The sequence below is a fragment of the Streptomyces sp. NPDC028298 genome (assembly GCF_055565895.1).
Map to the genome: position 1 here is coordinate 642,037 of NZ_JBVHTL010000004.1, position 15,769 is coordinate 657,805.

Consider the following 15,769-nt stretch of genomic DNA (forward strand, 5'->3'; position numbering starts at 1 on the left):
TACACGGCATGTATACGCAGCGCGTATAGGTCGACCGAGGAAGCCGCCCGGCGCGGGAAGCGCGCTGGTCAGGGCCGATTGTCACGGTTCTGGAACCGTCCGGCCGCTCTGTGCGCACCCCCTGTGCGCGCCCTCCCTCGCGCGGGACGGCGCCCCGTGGCCCCGGGCGCCCGCCCTCCCGCGACCCGGGAGCGCGCGGCCCGGCGGGGACCCGGTCCGCGCACCGGACGCCCGTTGTCGGTCGTCTCACTTTCCCCCGCCCCGGCAACCTTCCGGCCCTTCCGCACGTCGGAATCAGTGAGGCGGTGCCCATGGCGTGCTGATTGTCACGTCCGGAAAAGACCGGATCGGCGCCCCTTTGTCATAGCGCGCGGTGTTAGTTTGCTGAGCTGACCTGACCGGCGAACTTGTGTGCCACACGAGAATGAAGCGGAGCGGATCGACCCATGGGACGAGCTGAAGAGAGACGAGCGCGGCAGGCGCAGGGCCGCCGCGCGGCGCCCCAGCGCTCGTCCGGGCACGAATCGGCGGGCGCGGCGGGCGGCGCGAAGGCCGCCGGCAAGCCCCGCCGTACCGGCATACGCCGGTTCGTGAACTGGAAGACGATCCTCGGCACGTTCCTCGGCTTCTGCCTGCTCGGCATGGCCGGCTTCATCGTGCTCTACATGATCGTCCCGGTGCCCGAGGGCAACGCGGCCGCCAAGCGCCAGAGCAACATCTACCAGTACAGCGACGGCTCGATGCTCGGGCGCAGCGGCAAGGTCAACCGCGAGATAGTCGACCTGGCCAAGGTGCCCAAGAGCGTCCAGAAGACGTTCGTCGCCGCCGAGAACAAGACCTTCTACGGCGACTCGGGCATCGACCTGAAGGGCACCGCTCGAGGCCTGATCAACACCCTGTCCGGCAAGGGCAAGCAGGGTGGATCGACGATCACCCAGCAGTACGTCAAGAACTACTACCTCAGCCAGGACCAGACCGTCACGCGCAAGCTGAAGGAAATGGTCATCTCGCTGAAGGTGGACCGCAAGAAGACCAAGGACGACATTCTCGCGGGCTACATCAACACCAGCTACTACGGCCGCAACGCCTACGGCATCCAGGCCGCGGCGCAGGCCTACTACCAGGTCGACGCCCAGGACCTGAACGTCGCGCAGGGCGCCTACCTCGCCTCGCTGCTCCAGGCCCCGAGCCAGTACGACTGGGCGGTCGCCTCGAAGACCGGCAAGAAGCTTGTCGAGGCCCGCTGGAACTACACCCTCGACAACATGGTCGAGATGCACTGGCTCGACGCGGGCAAGCGCGCCGGCATGAAGTTCCCGGTCCCCAAGGAGCCCAAGGGCGCGCCGGGCATGGAGGGCCAGACCGGCTACCTGGTGGAGGCGGCCAACAACGAGGTGGCCAAGCAGCTCGTCGCCCAGGGCACCGCCGAGGACCTGGACGACGCCAAGGCGTTGCTCACCGCGGGCGGCTGGACCATCACGCTGAACGTGGACCCGAAGAAGCAGGCGCTGCTGGAGAAGACCGTCAAGCAGCAGCTCACCAGCAAGCTGGACCCGAAGAAGCGCAAGGTCGACGCCAACATCCAGGCCGGTGCCGTGTCGGTCGACCCGAAGACCGGCAAGATCCTCGCGATGTACGGCGGCACGGACTACTTCAAGCACTACTTCAACAACGCGACCCGCCGCGACTACCAGGCCGCGTCGACGTTCAAGCCGATGATCTTCGCGGCCGCACTCGACCAGCAGGCCAAGACGCGTTCCGGGCAGCCGATCACCGCGAACACGGTCTACGACGGCACCAACCGCCGTCCGGTCGTCGGCAGCGACATCGGCTTCGCGCCGCCGAACGAGGACGAGGCCAGCTACGGCCCCGTCACCGTGCAGACCGCGATGAACAAGTCCATCAACTCCGTCTTCGCGCAGATGGGCGTCGACGTCGGCATGGACGAGGTGCTGAAGGTCGCGGGCAAGCTCGGCATGAACACCAAGGGCCTCCAGGCGGTGCCCGCGCAGACCCTCGGCTCCATGGGCGCGAGCCCGCTGGAGATGGCGGGCGCGTACGCCACGCTCGACAACCACGGCAAGAAGGTCACTCCGGCGCTCGTCGCCACGGCCGAGCACAAGGACACCACGGTCAAGATGCCGGACCCGATCGGCGAGCAGGCCATCAGCGAGGAGGCCGCCGACACGGTCACCTCGGTGCTGACCGGCGTGGTCGACGACGGTACGGCGCGGGTCTCGGTGCGCAACAACCCGGCCCGTGACGGCCAGCAGGTGGCCGGCAAGACCGGTACGTCCGACAACAACAAGTCGGCCTGGTTCACCGGCTACACGCCGAACCTGGTCACCTCGGTCCTGCTGTTCGGCGAGGACGCGAAGAGCCACGCCCAGGTCTCCATGAAGGGCGCCACGGGTCTCTACCTGGAGGGCGGCCGCGTCAACGGCGGTGGCTACCCGGCGAAGATCTGGGCGGCCTACACGTTCGAGGCGATGGCGGGCAAGGTCACCAAGTTCGACCTGAACACCACCTCGGGCGCCGCGGTGGCGCCGACCGACCTGCCCACCGCCACCCGGTCGCCGTCCAGCACGCCGTCGTCGACCCCGACGACCGAGGAGCCGACGACGGAGCCGCCCACCACGAGCGCTCCGCCGACCCCCACGGACGAGCCGACGACGACCGAGCCGACGACGACGAGCCCGTCCACACCGACGAGCCCGCCGGCCACGGACGGCGGCGCCCTGACGAATCCGTTCGACCGGTCGGGTCAGTAGCGGCGCCCGCGTCCTGACGCGCGAGGAGGGCACCCGGATCTCCGGGTGCCCTCCTTCTCGCCTTTTCGAGGCCGTGGCCGGGGTTTCCGAGCCCTCGCGGCTCCCGGGCGCCCTCAGCCTTCGTCGACGGCGCGCGCGATGCGGTCGCCGGTCTCCTTGTCCACGTTGCGCCAGTACTGGAAGGCGCGCTCCAGCACCGGACGGGTGACACCGGCCTGGAGATGGCCGCTCACGTTGTCCACCAGCCGGTCCCGGGCCGTCTCGTCCAGCACCTCGCGGACCATCGTGCCCGCCTGCCCGAAGTCGTCGTCCTCGCGGTGCGGCTTGTACGCCTCGCGCACCAGCTCACCGGCTGTCTGCCAGCTCGCGGGGTCGCCGAAGCGGCCGTCGTAGTCGGCCGCGGGGCCGCCGTAGGAGTTCGGCGCGTACGGGCGGGCCGCCTTCGACGGCTCGTAGCGCATCGCGCCGTCCTTGGCGTACGAGTTCACCGGGGCGTGCGGCCGGTTGGGCGGGAGCTGGCTGTAGTTGGGGCCGATCCGGTACCGGTGGGTGTCGGGGTACGAGAACAGCCGGCCCAGCAGCATCTTGTCCGGCGAGGGGCCGACGCCGGGCACCATGTTCGAGGGCTCGAAGGCGGCCTGCTCGATGTGGACGAAGTAGTCCTCGGGATTGCGGTCCAGGACCATGCGTCCCACGTCGATCAGCGGGTAGTCCCCGTGCGGCCAGACCTTCGTCAGGTCGAACGGGTTGAACCGGTAGTCCGCCGCGTCCTCGAACGGCATGATCTGGACCTTCAGCGTCCAGCTCGGCGCGTCCCCGGACTCGATCGACTCGAACAGGTCACGGCGGTGCCGGTCCGGGTCCGTCCCCGCCAGCTCGTCGGCCTCCGCCTGGGTGAGGAAGTCGATGCCCTGGTCGGTCTTGAAGTGGTACTTCACCCAGAACCGTTCACCGCCGCCGTTGATCCACATGTAGGTGTGGGAGCTGTAGCCGTTCATGTGGCGGTACGTCCTCGGGATGCCCCGGTCGCCCATCAGCCAGGTCACCTGATGCGCGGACTCGGGCGAGAGCGTCCAGAAGTCCCACTGCATGTCGTGGTCGCGCAGCCCCGTCACCGGGTGGCGCTTCTGCGAGCGGATGAAGTCCTGGAACTTGATCGTGTCACGGACGAAGAAGACCGGGGTGTTGTTGCCCACCATGTCGTAATTGCCGTGCTCGGTGTAGAACTTCAGCGCGAAGCCGCGCGGGTCGCGCCACGTGTCGGGGGAGCCCTGCTCGCCCGCGACGGTCGAGAAGCGCGCCAGCATGTCGGTGCGCCTGCCGGGCTGGAACAGGTCGGCCTTCGTGAACTGGCTGACGTCGTTGGTCACTTCGAAGAAGCCGTACGCGCCACTGCCCTTGGCGTGCACCACGCGCTCGGGCACCCGCTCCCGGTTGAACTGCGCCATCTTCTCGATGAGGTAGTGGTCCTGGAGCAGGATCGGGCCGTCGGGGCCGACGGTGAGCGAGTGTTCGTCGCTCTCCACCGGAATCCCGACGTTGTTCGTGGTGTACGGAGCCTTCCGGGATGCCTGCGTCACGAGCGTCCTCCCGTCGGAGATGAGGTCGTCAGGTCGCTTCGCCCACCCCAGCAGTCAACGCTGCCGACACCATGTCGGCAACACGGACCACGGCCCGGCACCTGCCGGTCCGACAGGCACCGGTACGGGTGTCACGGGCACCTGGACACCGGCGCGGGTGCCGGGCGTCACCGGACACCGGCCGGATGCCACGAGGCACCCGGCACACCGGCACGGGCGCCGCTGGGCACCCGACCACCGGGGCGGGGCCGGACGAGTACCCGGTCAGTTCCGGTTCAACTCGAACCAGACGACCTTTCCCGTACTCAGCCGGGTCGCCCCCCACCGCCGCGCCAGCCGGTTCACCAGGAACAGCCCGCGACCGCCCTCGTCCGTGGCCCGCGCCTGCCGCAGCCGCGGAAGCTGGGGCACGTCGTCACCGACCTCGCAGCGCAGGACGTCCGTCCGCAGCAGCCGCAGCGTCACCGGCCGCGACGCGTACCGCACCGCGTTCGTCACGACCTCGCTGACCAGCAGCTCCACCGCGTCGGTCATGTCCTCCATGCCCCAGCGGGCCAGTGCCCGCCGGGCCAGGCGCCGGGCGCGGCCGGGCGCCGCGTCCTCCGGCTCCAGGAACCAGTACGCGACATCGCTCGGCGCGATCCCGTCGAACCGTGCGGCGAGCAGCGCGATGTCGTCGTCCCGGTCGCCCGGGCCGAGCATGTCGAGCACCTCGTCGCACAGCGCTTCCAGCGGCGGCGGATGATCCGGTCCGGTCAGCGCGGCCACCGCCGCGAGCTTCTCCCGGAGCTGTTCTATGCCGGTCCAGACGTCGCGGAGCCGTGACTCGACCAGGCCGTCCGTGTACAGCAGGAGCGTCGCCCCGGCCGGCGCGTCCAGCTCCACCGCCTCGAAGTCGACCCCGCCCACGCCGATGGGGGCGCCCGGCGGCACCCGCAGCACCTCGGCCCGCCCGCCCAGATGCAGCAGCACCGGCGGCGGATGGCCCGCGTTGGCGATCGTGATCCGGTGCGACACCGGGTCGTAGACGGCGTACAGGCAGGTCGCCATGCGGTCGGTGCCGAGCCGCTGCGCCTGCTCGTCGAGATGGTGCAGCACCTCCTGCGGCGGCAGGTCCAGCCCCGCGAGGGTCTGCGCCGTCGTCCGGAGCTGGCCCATGATCGCCGCCGACGTCATGGAGTGGCCCATCACGTCACCGACGACCAGCGCCACCCGGCTGCCCGGCAGCGGGATCGCGTCGTACCAGTCGCCGCCCACCCGGGCCGTCTCCGCGGCCGGCAGATAACGGGACGCGAGGCGCACCCCGGTGGGCCGCGGCAGCGTCTCGGGCAGCATCGTGCGCTGCAGCTCGTCGGCGATGTACGCCTCACGGCCGTACAGCACCGCCTTGTCGATGCCCAGCGCGCTGTGCGTGGCGAGCTGCGCGGCGACCAGCAGATCGTCCGCCTCGAAGGCGAGCCGCTCCGGCCGGCGCAGGAACAGCGCCGCCCCGATCACCCGGCGCCGGCCGCGCAGCGGGGCGAGGATCGCGCGCTGCCCGCCGGGCACCGGCAGATCGTCGCCGAGCAGTTCGGGCAGCGCGGCCCGGGCGGCGGGCGCGTCCGCGAACACCGGCCGCACCCCGCGCAGCACCTCGGCGAGGGCGCCGCCGGGGCGCACCTCGCACAGCTCGGCCGTCATCGCCGACAGCTCGCTGGGCTCGGGCCGCAGCGCGGGCAGGAAACCGCTCTCGGTGTCCCGCTCCTCGGGGATGCGGTCCGTGCGCCGCAGGCGCAGCACGAGGGGCCCCGTCGGCCGCTCGTCGCCGACCGGCAGCGGGTCGCGCAGATAGACGAGGATCGCGTCGGAGAAGGTCGGCACGGTCGCCCGGCACAGCCCCATCACGATCTCGTCGAGGTCGATGCCCCGGGCGATCCGCCGGGTCGCGGCGCCCACGAAGCGCAGCCGGTCCCCGTCCCGGCGCATCGGCATCGGTCCGCCGTGCGGGACACCCTGACCCGTACGGCGCTCCTTGGCCCCGGAGGTCCGCGAGGCACGGCCCTGCTCGGCGTCCGGCTGGATCGGAATGCCCTCCGGCGCGGGCCGGGGGCGGTGGGTGTCGGGCTCGGTCACCGAGGGCTGCGAGTGCTCGGAGCCGGACCCGGAGGGGGCCGGCGAGGACGAGGGCACGTCCGTGCCCGAGGACGCGGTCACGCCGGTGTCGGACACCTGGCCGCCGGTCTTGCCGCGCTTGCCGCGCGGCTTGGACGCACCCGAACCCCTCGGTGCGTCACCCGTGCGGGCCTGTACCGGTAACGCGCCGGAACCCGGGAGCTGGGACGGCGGCTCCGAGGTACGCAGGAGCGCCCCGCGAGGGTCCGCGGGGGCGGGCGCGCCGCTCTGCCGGCGCTCGTGCGAGGTGGGGTGCTCCGTCACGCGTGTCGAGTCCATCCGTCCGGGGCTGCGCGCCGAGCGCACAGTTCTTCCCGCAGCCCCGATACCCGGAATGTGTGCCCCAGGAACGGATTCTGCGTGTCGTCAGGGCCGGAACCCGCGGCGCGAACGGCCGCGGCCCGGCACGATACGGCTCGCCCACGGCCGAAAACGGCCCCCGTCCGCGGCGGGGCGGTGACCGAAGCCCCGGTCCGTGCGGCCGTCGTGGCGGGTCCGCGCGGTGCGACCGGTCTCTGGCCGGCCACGCCGCCGTACGCCTCGTACCCCTCGCTCACGTCTTGCCGCCCCTCGGTGACATATGGTCAAGCCCGGCTCATCCTGCGGGAGTTGTCGCTGCCGTGTGCCCTTGCGGAAGACGATCCTACGGTTGTACCACGGGGGCGCATCAAGGGTCTCATGAGGACACGTGCGCGGGCGTACGGTCCCAGTCATCCGGCAGAACGGGAACCGGCCAGCCCGGATCCGGCCTCCAGTGCTGCCAGCCGTCCGAGAACGGCGCGCCCCAGGCACGGATCACCTCCACCGCCGACCACCCCGCTTCCCTCACTCGTGCAGCCAGTTGAGCATCCATCAGACCGGCCCGTTGCGCCATGGCGAATTCGTCCTCGTCGAGCCAGCGCCAACTGCGGTCCGGGTGCACCGAGATGTCGAGGAAGTGGTCCTCGGAGTCCACCCCGCCCGCCCAACGGACCAGCGGAGCCTCCAGGTTCACGTACCAGTTCTTGAAACGCCAGCCCTGTTCCCAGAACAGCCACACCGACCAGGCCTCGCCCGGACGCGCCAGCTTCAGCACACCGGTCCCCGACCAGCGGCCGCGCCGCACCGCGCGAGGCTTCGTGTAGCGCGACTCCAGCGGTTCTGCGTGCACCGGCGAGCCGTCGGCGAGCACGGGCTTGACGCATTCCGTGTCCGGCGCCATCCACACCGCGAGCAGGTCGGCGTCGTCGCGTACGACCGTCACGGGCCGGCAGATGTGGACACTGTCGCCGCCGTTCTCCCGGTACCGCCACAGGATCGGTTGTCCGGGCTCCCAGTACGCCGCCCGCCCGTCCGCTTCCGCTCGTCTCACCGCTCCACCCTCTGCCATGACCAGATATTAGGTGCCCGGGGCATACGACGCTGCGGCAAGCGTCACGGTTCACGCCATCGGGAACCCGCTGTTACGGAGCCGTCATCAGGCGTTTCTCGCGGGCGCCGTCCGTTACGGGTGCGTCATCCGCAGGACATCCAGGGCCTCGTCCAACTGCTCCTCGGTCAGGTCCCCGCGCTCCACGTACCCCGACTCCAGCACCACCCGGCGGATCGTCTTGCGCTCCGCCAGCGCCTTCTTCGCGACCTTGGCGGCCTCCTCGTACCCGATGTACCTGTTCAGCGGCGTCACCACGGACGGCGACGACTCCGCGTACTCCCGGGCCCGCTCGCGGTGCGCCACGATCCCGTCGACCGTGCGGTCGGCGAGCAGCCGGGAGACGTTCGCGAGCAGCCGGACCGACTCCAGCACGTTCTTCGCGATCACCGGCAGCATGACGTTCAGCTCGAAGTTCCCGGCCGCGCCCGCGGCGGCGACGGTCGCGTCGTTCCCCGTGACCTGCGCGGCGACCATCAGCACCGCCTCGGGAATCACCGGGTTCACCTTGCCGGGCATGATCGAGGAGCCGGGCTGGAGGTCCGGGAGGCTGATCTCGGCCAGTCCGGTGCGCGGTCCGGAGGCCATCCACCGCAGATCGTTCGCGATCTTCGTCAGTCCGACGGCGATGGTCCGGAGCTGACCGCTCGTCTCCACGATCCCGTCGCGCGCCCCCTGCGCCTCGAAGTGGTCGCGGGCCTCGGTCAGCGGCAGGCCGGTCGTCCGTGCCACCTCCGTGATCACCGCGGCGGAGAACCCGGGCGGGGTGTTGATCCCCGTCCCCACGGCCGTGCCGCCGAGCGGCAGTTCGGCCAGCCGCGGCAGCGAGGCCTCCAGCCGTTCGACCCCGTACCGCACCTGGGCCGCGTACCCGCCGAACTCCTGGCCGAGCGTCACCGGCGTCGCGTCCATGAGGTGCGTGCGCCCCGACTTCACGACATCGGCGAACTCCCGCGCCTTGCGCTCCAGCGAGGCGGCGAGATGCTCCAGCGCGGGCACCAGATCGCGGGTGACGGCGGCGGTCGCGGCGATGTGGATGGAGGACGGGAACACGTCGTTGCTCGACTGCGACGCGTTCACCTCGTCGTTGGGGTGGACGTCCCTGCCCAGCCGCTCGCCCGCCAGCGTCGCGATGACCTCGTTGGCGTTCATGTTGGAGGAGGTGCCCGAGCCCGTCTGGAAGACGTCGACCGGGAAGTGCGCGTCCCAGCGCCCCTCGGCGACCTCAGCGGCCGCTTCCTGGATCGCCTTCGCGGCATCCTCGCCGATCACGCCCAGCTCGCCGTTCACCTTCGCGGCGGCCCCCTTGATCCGGGCGAGCGCCTCGATGTGCGCGCGCTCCAGGCGCTGCCCCGAGACGGGGAAGTTCTGCACGGCGCGCTGCGTCTGCGCCCGCCACTTCGCCTCCGCGGGCACCCGCACCTCGCCCATGGAGTCGTGCTCGATCCGGTACGCGCCTTCGCCCTGGCCATCCGCCATTGGTGACACCTCCATGGGGGACAGCATCCCGGAGCCCGCCGGTGTTCCCGCCCGGCGCGCGTCACCCGTACGGCGTCCACCTCGCGGGGTGGACGCCGTACGGGGCCGCACTACGCCAGTCCGGGGCCGCGCACCGGGATCGTGGTGAAGGTCGGGGCGGGGGCGGGGTCCTGGAAGAAGTCGTTGCCCTTGTCGTCGACGACGACGAAGGCCGGGAAGTCCTCGACCTCGATCTTCCAGACGGCCTCCATGCCGAGCTCCTCGTACTCGACGACCTCGACCTTCTTGATGCAGTCCTGGGCCAGACGGGCGGCCGGACCGCCGATGGAGCCGAGGTAGAACCCGCCGTGCGCGTCGCACGCGTCGGTGACCTGCTTGCTGCGGTTGCCCTTGGCGAGCATCACCTTGGAGCCGCCCGCCGCCTGGAACTGCTCGACGTAGGAGTCCATGCGGCCGGCCGTGGTCGGACCGAAGGAACCGGACGCGTAGCCCTCGGGGGTCTTGGCCGGGCCCGCGTAGTACACGGGGTGGTCCTTCAGGTACTGCGGCATCTCCTCGCCCGCGTCCAGCCGCTCCTTGATCTTGGCGTGCGCGATGTCGCGCGCCACCACGAGCGGGCCGGAGAGCGAGAGGCGGGTCTTGACCGGGTACTTCGTCAGCTCGGCGAGGATGTCGTCCATCGGCTGGTTCAGGTCGATCCTGACGACGTCACCGGCCTCGTCCAGGTGCTCGTCCGTGGTCTCCGGCAGGAAGCGCGCGGGGTCGGTCTCGAGCTGCTCCAGGAAGACGCCCTCGGCGGTGATCTTCGCGACGGCCTGGCGGTCGGCCGAGCAGGAGACCGCGATCGCGACCGGGCAGGACGCGCCGTGCCGGGGCAGGCGCACCACGCGGACGTCGTGGCAGAAGTACTTGCCGCCGAACTGCGCGCCGATGCCGATCTTCTGGGTCAGCTCGAAGACCTTCTCCTCCAGCTCCTTGTCCCGGAAGCCGTGGCCGAGCTCGGAGCCCTCGGAGGGGATCTCGTCCAGGTAGTGCGCGGAGGCGTACTTCGCGGTCTTCAGCGCGTACTCGGCGCTCGTGCCGCCGACGACGATCGCCAGGTGGTACGGCGGGCAGGCGGCCGTCCCCAGCGAGCGGATCTTCTCCTCCAGGAACTTCATCATGGAGCCCTCGTTGAGGACCGCCTTCGTCTCCTGGTAGAGGAACGACTTGTTGGCCGAGCCGCCGCCCTTGGCCATGAACAGGAACTTGTAGGCGCCGCCGTCGGTGGCGTACAGCTCGATCTGCGCCGGCAGGTTCGAGCCGGTGTTCTTCTCGTCCCACATGGTCAGCGGGGCCATCTGCGAATAGCGCAGGTTCAGGTTCTTGTACGCGTCGTAGATGCCGCGCGAGAGGGCCGCCTCGTCGCCGCCCTCGGTGAGCACGTTCTGGCCGCGCTTGCCCATGACGATCGCCGTGCCGGTGTCCTGGCACATGGGCAGGACGCCCGCGGCGGCGATGTTCGCGTTCTTCAGCAGGTCCAGGGCGACGAACTTGTCGTTCGCCGAGGCCTCCGGGTCGTCGATGATGCGGCGGAGCTGGGCCAGGTGCGCCGGGCGCAGGTAGTGCTGGATGTCGTGGATGGCCTCCGCGGCGAGCTTGCGCAGCGCCTCCGGCTCCACCTTGAGGAACGTCCGCCCGTCGGCCTCGAAGGTGGAGACACCCTCGGAGGTCACCAGCCGGTACGGGGTGGTGTCCTCTCCCTGGGGGAGCAGATCGGTGTACGCGAACTCAGGCATCTCGCCTATTCCTCACTCGACAGTCGGCTTTGCGGTGCTCGGTCGCCTCGGGCACCCCTACGGCGCGTTCGCCGGAGGCCGGCCGTCATCGGCAGCGTCCACCAGCGTAGAACCTGACACGGACGGCGAGGCTGTGAGGTAAGGCTCAGTTCGGACACCGGACCCACGGGTTCCGGTGAGGACGGGTTTCCCGCGGGTGGCGCGTGAGGGGTAGTCGCGATCTATCGCGTTTGGGTACGCTGTCGCCGTGGACCTTCAAAAGAGCCCCGACGCGAGTGCCGCCACGGCGGCGAAGCCGGCCGAGCTGCGCGCCTCGGACGCCGACCGCGACCGGATCACCGACATCCTGCGCGAGGCGGTCGCCGAGGGGCGCCTGACCGCGGAGGAGCACGCCGAGCGGGTCGAGGGCGTGCTGGCCACCAAGACGGTCGGCGAGCTCGACCGGTTCGTCCGCGACCTGCCCGCCGCCCACACGGGCCGCGCGTCCGCCGCGTACACCTCGGCGCCGAACCGCCCCACCCAGGGCGCGATCCCGGCGGAGGCCGACGAGAACGTGGTGGCGGTCTTCAGCTCCGCCGTCCGCAAGGGCCGCTGGCGGGCGGGCCGGCGCATCCACGCGTACTCGGTCTTCGGCAATGTCGAGATCGACCTGAGCGAGGCGATCTTCGAGTACCAGCAGGTCGTGATCAAGGCGATCTCGGTGTTCGGCAACGTCGAGATCTTCGTTCCGGAGAACGTCTCGCTGCGCGGCAGCGGCGGTGGCGTGCTCGGCAACTTCGAGGTGGACACGCTGGACTCGGGGGACCCCGACGCCCCCGTGGTCTACATCGACGGCCTCGCCGTCCTGGGGAACGTCGAGGCGCGGCCCAAGCGCGGCAAGCTCATCGCGGACATCCTCGACCGGGTCACCAGCCGGGTGAACGAGCGGGTGGCGGACCGGCTGGACCGGAGTTTGCGCAAGCACCTCGACCGTTGACGCTCGTGAATATGCGGGCGGCGGATGCGGTCGGTCCGCGGCGGACGATCGATCACGCGTGAGAACGGCCGGGCTTCGGCACGCAGTGCATAGGCGCGCGCACAGCGGGTAGGGCTTGCTGCATCGTCTCTTGGAGGGCGCTGTGGAACTTCCCCGGTGCCCGGCACGCTCGCGAAGCCGTCGTCAGGAGTAGACCGTGCTGCAACCGCCGCATCAGTCCCTGCAGGTAGCTGCCGTTCCGGCCCAGCGGGCGCCCGTGCGGGACAGGGATCAGGAAGCGCCATGGCACACGGAGGCGGTGTGCAGGCGTGACGAAGCCGGCCTGTTCTTCGCTCCCTCCAAGGAGCCGACCGCTTCACGTCTCTCCCGTGAGGAGGCGGCCAAGCGCGTCTGCGCCCGCTGTCCGGTCATGGTCGAGTGCCGCGAACACGCGTTGCTGCAACCCGAGCCGTACGGCGTCTGGGGCGGACTGACCGCCGCCGAGCGCCGCGTCGTGCTCGCCAGGCGGCGCCGCCGCGACCTGGAACTGAAGAAGGCCGCCCGCGGCACGATAGCCGCGGCCGGCTGACCCACCCGGGAAGGCGGGACCCCAGGGCGGCGACACCCCCAGGGGCGTCCCGCCCGGGGCGCGTGGACCTGCCCGCGGCGCCGACACGGAAAAGGGGCGCCCCTCCGCACAAGGGGCGCCCCTTTCGCGCCGTGTGGGCGCCCGGCCGGCAGGGCCGGTGGTCCTACTTGGCGCGGTCGAAGTCGATCGCGCTGTACGCACGCAGCTTGCTCAGCCGGTGCTCGGACCGGATCTGGCGGACCGTGCCCGACTTGGAGCGCATCACGATCGACTCGGTCGTCGCCGTCTCGGAGCGGTAGCGCACCCCGCGCAGCAGCTCGCCGTCGGTGATCCCGGTCGCGACGAAGAAGACGTTCTCGCCGGAGACCAGGTCGTTCGTGGTCAGGACGCGGTCGAGGTCGTGACCGGCGTCGATCGCCCGCTGCCGCTCCTCGTCGTCCTTCGGCCACAGCTTGCCCTGGATGGTGCCGCCGAGGCACTTGACGGCACAGGCCGAGATGATGCCCTCGGGCGTGCCGCCGATGCCGAGCAGCAGGTCGATGCCGGTTCCCTCGCGCAGCGCGAGGATGGAGCCCGCGACGTCGCCGTCGGAGATCAGCTTGATGCGCGCGCCGGTCTCCCGGATCTCCTTGATGATCCCGTCGTGACGCGGGCGGTCGAGGATGACCACCGTGACGTCCTCGGGCGTGACCCGCTTGGCCTTGGCGACCCGGCGGATGTTCACCGCCACGGACGCGTTGATGTCGACGAAGTCGGCGGCCTCGGGGCCGGTGACCAGCTTGTCCATGTAGAAGACCGCGGACGGGTCGAACATGGTGCCGCGGTCGGCGGCCGCGAGCACGGCGATCGCGTTCGTCATGCCCTTGGCGGTGAGCGTGGTCCCGTCGATCGGGTCGACGGCGATGTCGCACTCGGGACCGGTCCCGTCGCCCACGCGCTCCCCGTTGAAGAGCATCGGGGCCTCGTCCTTCTCCCCCTCGCCGATGACGACGACGCCGTTCATCGAGACGGTGGAGACGAGGGTGCGCATGGCGCGGACGGCGGCGCCGTCGGCGCCGTTCTTGTCGCCCCGGCCGACCCAGCGGCCCGCGGCCATCGCGGCGGCCTCGGTGACACGCACCAGTTCGAGGGCGAGGTTGCGGTCGGGGGCTTCCGACGGGACTTCGAGTTCGGAGGGCAGATGATGTTCGGTCATCGACACGCACCTTTCTGATACGACGACGGCCGGATGAGGGTGTGCCCCGACTCTATCGCCAGGCTTGCAAAATGAGCAGGGGGGCCCACGGATGAGCAGGCCAGGGCACCTGCGACGATAGGGGCGTGGCAGGTATGAAAGGCAAGCAGTCGGTCCGGGACATGATTCTTTCCCTGGGCCTCATCTCGCTCATGGCGGGTGTCATCTACATCTTCATTCCGCATGACGACTCCGAGCCCGATCTCAAGCGTGTCGACTATCAGGTCGAGCTGCTGACGGCTCGCCGTGCGGCGAGCTATCCCGTGGCGGCGCCCGAGGGTCTGCCGTCGGCGTGGAAGGCGACCTCGGTGCGGTACGACGGCAGCGAGTTCGACGCCTGGCATCTGGGCTTCCGTGCCCCCGACGGTCAGTACGTGGCGGTCGAGCAGTCCACTCAGCGGCCGGCGGTGTTCATCGACACGGCGAGCCAGGGCGCGCGGCAGACGAAGGCCACCGAGCGCATCGGCGACCGGACCTGGCGGCGCTACGAGGGCGACCACTACGACGCCCTCGTCCTGGAGGGCAAGGGTTCCACGACGGTGGTGACCGGCACCGGGTCGTTCGGCACGCTGGTGAAGATGGCGGAGTCCCTGAAGACCTCCTAGCGGCGACCGGTACGGCCGCGCAGAACCCCCAAGGCATGCAGAAGGGCCCCCGGCGGCGCGCCGGGGGCCCTTCTCGTTCGCTGGTGCCGTCGGTCAGACGGTCGTGATGACCTGGTCGGCCTCGAGGCGCGGGGAGCGCGGGAACCAGGCGTCCTCGCCCGGCTTGCCGATGTTGACGATCATCAGCGGGGTGTGGTCGTCGTCCAGGAACTCCTTCTGGACGCCGGCGAGGTCGGCGCCGGTCATCGGGCCCGCGGCGAGGCCGGCGGCGCGGACGCCGATGATGAAGTACGCGGCCTGGAGCGCGGCGTTCATCGCGGCGGCGCTCTCACGGACCGGGCGCTCGGAGAAGAACATGTCCTTGGCGGCGGGGAAGTGGGGAAGCAGCGCCGGCAGTTCCTCGTGGAACTCGTTGTCCGCGGAGAGGATCGCGACCAGCGGGGCGGCGGCGGTCTTCGCCTGGTTGCCCTCGGCGAGGTGCTGCACGAGACGCTCGCGGGCCTCGGGGGAGCGGACCAGGGTGATGCGCAGCGGCGACTGGTTGAAGGCGGTCGGGCCGTACTTGACCAGGTCGTAGATCGCCTGGACCTGCTCGTCGGTCACCGGCTCGTCGGTGAAGGTGTTCGCCGTGCGGGCCTCGCGGAACAGCAGGTCCTGAGCGGTGGGGTCAAGGACGAGAGACATGAAGAACCTTCTCGGTATGTGCGGTGGATCCGGGGGGATCTGTTGGCGAGTACGACAGTACGTCGAGGAGGTTTAAAGTTCAACCAAAAGCGGGGCGTGGTGATCCGCTTCACAGGCGGAGGCATCGAAAAAAAGGGGGCCCGCCGTCTCACGGGCCCCGCTGGAGCCACTCGGAATCGGAGAAGGACGTCACCCCGCCCCGGACGCGCCCGTCACGAGGACGTGGGGCCGCTCGTCACCCGGAGTCGCGGCACCGCACGTCACCTCGAGCAGGCGCCGGACCTCACTCGGATCCGGAACCGGCGCCCTCGGCGCCTTCCCCCTCCGCGGACTCCTCGGCCAGGGCCGCGTCCAGACGGGCCCGAGCGCCCTCCAGCCAGCGCCGGCACACCTTGGCCAGCTCCTCGCCGCGCTCCCAGAGCGCCAGGGACTCCTCCAGGGTCGTACCGCCCGCCTCCAGACGGCGTACGACCTCGATCAGCTCGTCCCGTGCCTGCTCGTACCCGAGCGCCTCGTCCACCTTGCTGGTCATGCG

General features: G+C 70.6%; 12 protein-coding genes. 4 read left to right on the forward strand and 8 right to left on the reverse strand.

From position 1 onward, the window contains the following. The first annotated feature begins 446 nt into the window (after positions 1–446). A complete protein-coding gene (locus tag ACZ4TO_RS21860) occupies positions 447–2,771 on the forward strand; it encodes a transglycosylase domain-containing protein (protein ID WP_382787857.1) in 2,325 nt (774 codons plus the stop codon). 113 nt (positions 2,772–2,884) lie between these two features. Here the strand turns inward: ACZ4TO_RS21860 and ACZ4TO_RS21865 are convergent, their stop codons facing one another. From ACZ4TO_RS21865 to ACZ4TO_RS21885, 5 genes are all read right to left on the reverse strand, one after another. Next, on the reverse strand, positions 2,885–4,351 hold the full coding sequence (locus ACZ4TO_RS21865) for a catalase (RefSeq protein WP_468025003.1): 1,467 nt from the start codon (positions 4,349–4,351) through the stop codon (positions 2,885–2,887). 264 nt (positions 4,352–4,615) lie between these two features. Further along, positions 4,616–6,766 carry a SpoIIE family protein phosphatase gene (locus ACZ4TO_RS21870; protein WP_382787853.1) on the reverse strand — a complete coding sequence of 717 codons (2,151 nt, stop codon included), beginning with the start codon at positions 6,764–6,766 and terminating at the stop codon, positions 4,616–4,618. 412 nt (positions 6,767–7,178) lie between these two features. Further along, positions 7,179–7,871: a cytidylyl-2-hydroxypropylphosphonate hydrolase gene (fomD, locus tag ACZ4TO_RS21875; protein WP_382787851.1), complete on the reverse strand. Its 693-nt coding sequence runs from the start codon at positions 7,869–7,871 to the stop codon at positions 7,179–7,181. Between the two features lie 114 nt (positions 7,872–7,985). After that, entirely contained in the window at positions 7,986–9,389 is a 1,404-nt protein-coding gene (locus ACZ4TO_RS21880) for a class II fumarate hydratase (RefSeq protein ID WP_468025004.1), read from the reverse strand. A 110-nt stretch (positions 9,390–9,499) separates the two neighbouring features. Further along, positions 9,500–11,167 carry a fumarate hydratase gene (locus ACZ4TO_RS21885; protein ID WP_382787847.1) on the reverse strand — a complete coding sequence of 556 codons (1,668 nt, stop codon included), beginning with the start codon at positions 11,165–11,167 and terminating at the stop codon, positions 9,500–9,502. Positions 11,168–11,414: 247 nt separating this feature from the next. Between ACZ4TO_RS21885 and ACZ4TO_RS21890 the strand changes: the two genes are divergently transcribed. Continuing rightward, positions 11,415–12,143, forward strand: a complete 729-nt coding sequence (locus ACZ4TO_RS21890; RefSeq protein ID WP_382787845.1) for a DUF1707 SHOCT-like domain-containing protein — start codon at positions 11,415–11,417, stop codon at positions 12,141–12,143. Positions 12,144–12,339: 196 nt separating this feature from the next. Beyond that, positions 12,340–12,711, forward strand: a complete 372-nt coding sequence (locus tag ACZ4TO_RS21895; RefSeq protein WP_328671196.1) for a WhiB family transcriptional regulator — start codon at positions 12,340–12,342, stop codon at positions 12,709–12,711. A gap of 163 nt (positions 12,712–12,874) precedes the next feature. On the opposite strand, the gene glpX is transcribed toward ACZ4TO_RS21895, so the two are convergent. Beyond that, positions 12,875–13,906, reverse strand: coding sequence for a class II fructose-bisphosphatase (gene glpX, locus ACZ4TO_RS21900; RefSeq protein ID WP_326785733.1), 1,032 nt, complete (start codon positions 13,904–13,906; stop codon positions 12,875–12,877). A 125-nt stretch (positions 13,907–14,031) separates the two neighbouring features. Here glpX and ACZ4TO_RS21905 point away from each other — a divergent pair, with 125 nt between their 5' ends. Then, positions 14,032–14,550 (forward strand): DUF4245 domain-containing protein, encoded by a 519-nt coding sequence (locus ACZ4TO_RS21905; protein ID WP_382787842.1) that lies wholly within the window; start codon positions 14,032–14,034, stop codon positions 14,548–14,550. A 93-nt stretch (positions 14,551–14,643) separates the two neighbouring features. Here ACZ4TO_RS21905 and ACZ4TO_RS21910 read toward each other — a convergent pair whose 3' ends face one another. Both ACZ4TO_RS21910 and ACZ4TO_RS21915 read right to left on the reverse strand, forming a co-directional pair. Continuing rightward, entirely contained in the window at positions 14,644–15,234 is a 591-nt protein-coding gene (locus ACZ4TO_RS21910; RefSeq protein WP_382787840.1) for a malonic semialdehyde reductase, read from the reverse strand. Positions 15,235–15,517: 283 nt separating this feature from the next. Further along, positions 15,518–15,766, reverse strand: coding sequence for an exodeoxyribonuclease VII small subunit (locus ACZ4TO_RS21915; RefSeq protein WP_382787838.1), 249 nt, complete (start codon positions 15,764–15,766; stop codon positions 15,518–15,520). Between the last annotated feature and the right edge of the window lie 3 nt (positions 15,767–15,769).

What these genes read in the sequence shown, in the direction of transcription:
- ACZ4TO_RS21860 (WP_382787857.1), top strand. Translation starts at nt 447, where the DNA reads ATGGGACGAGCTGAAGAGAGACGAGCGCGGCAGGCGCAGGGCCGCCGC.
- ACZ4TO_RS21885 (WP_382787847.1), bottom strand. Translation starts at nt 11,167, where the DNA reads ATGCCTGAGTTCGCGTACACCGATCTGCTCCCCCAGGGAGAGGACACC.
- ACZ4TO_RS21880 (WP_468025004.1), bottom strand. Translation starts at nt 9,389, where the DNA reads ATGGCGGATGGCCAGGGCGAAGGCGCGTACCGGATCGAGCACGACTCC.
- glpX (WP_326785733.1), bottom strand. Translation starts at nt 13,906, where the DNA reads ATGACCGAACATCATCTGCCCTCCGAACTCGAAGTCCCGTCGGAAGCC.
- ACZ4TO_RS21910 (WP_382787840.1), bottom strand. Translation starts at nt 15,234, where the DNA reads ATGTCTCTCGTCCTTGACCCCACCGCTCAGGACCTGCTGTTCCGCGAG.
- ACZ4TO_RS21915 (WP_382787838.1), bottom strand. Translation starts at nt 15,766, where the DNA reads ATGACCAGCAAGGTGGACGAGGCGCTCGGGTACGAGCAGGCACGGGAC.
- fomD (WP_382787851.1), bottom strand. Translation starts at nt 7,871, where the DNA reads ATGGCAGAGGGTGGAGCGGTGAGACGAGCGGAAGCGGACGGGCGGGCG.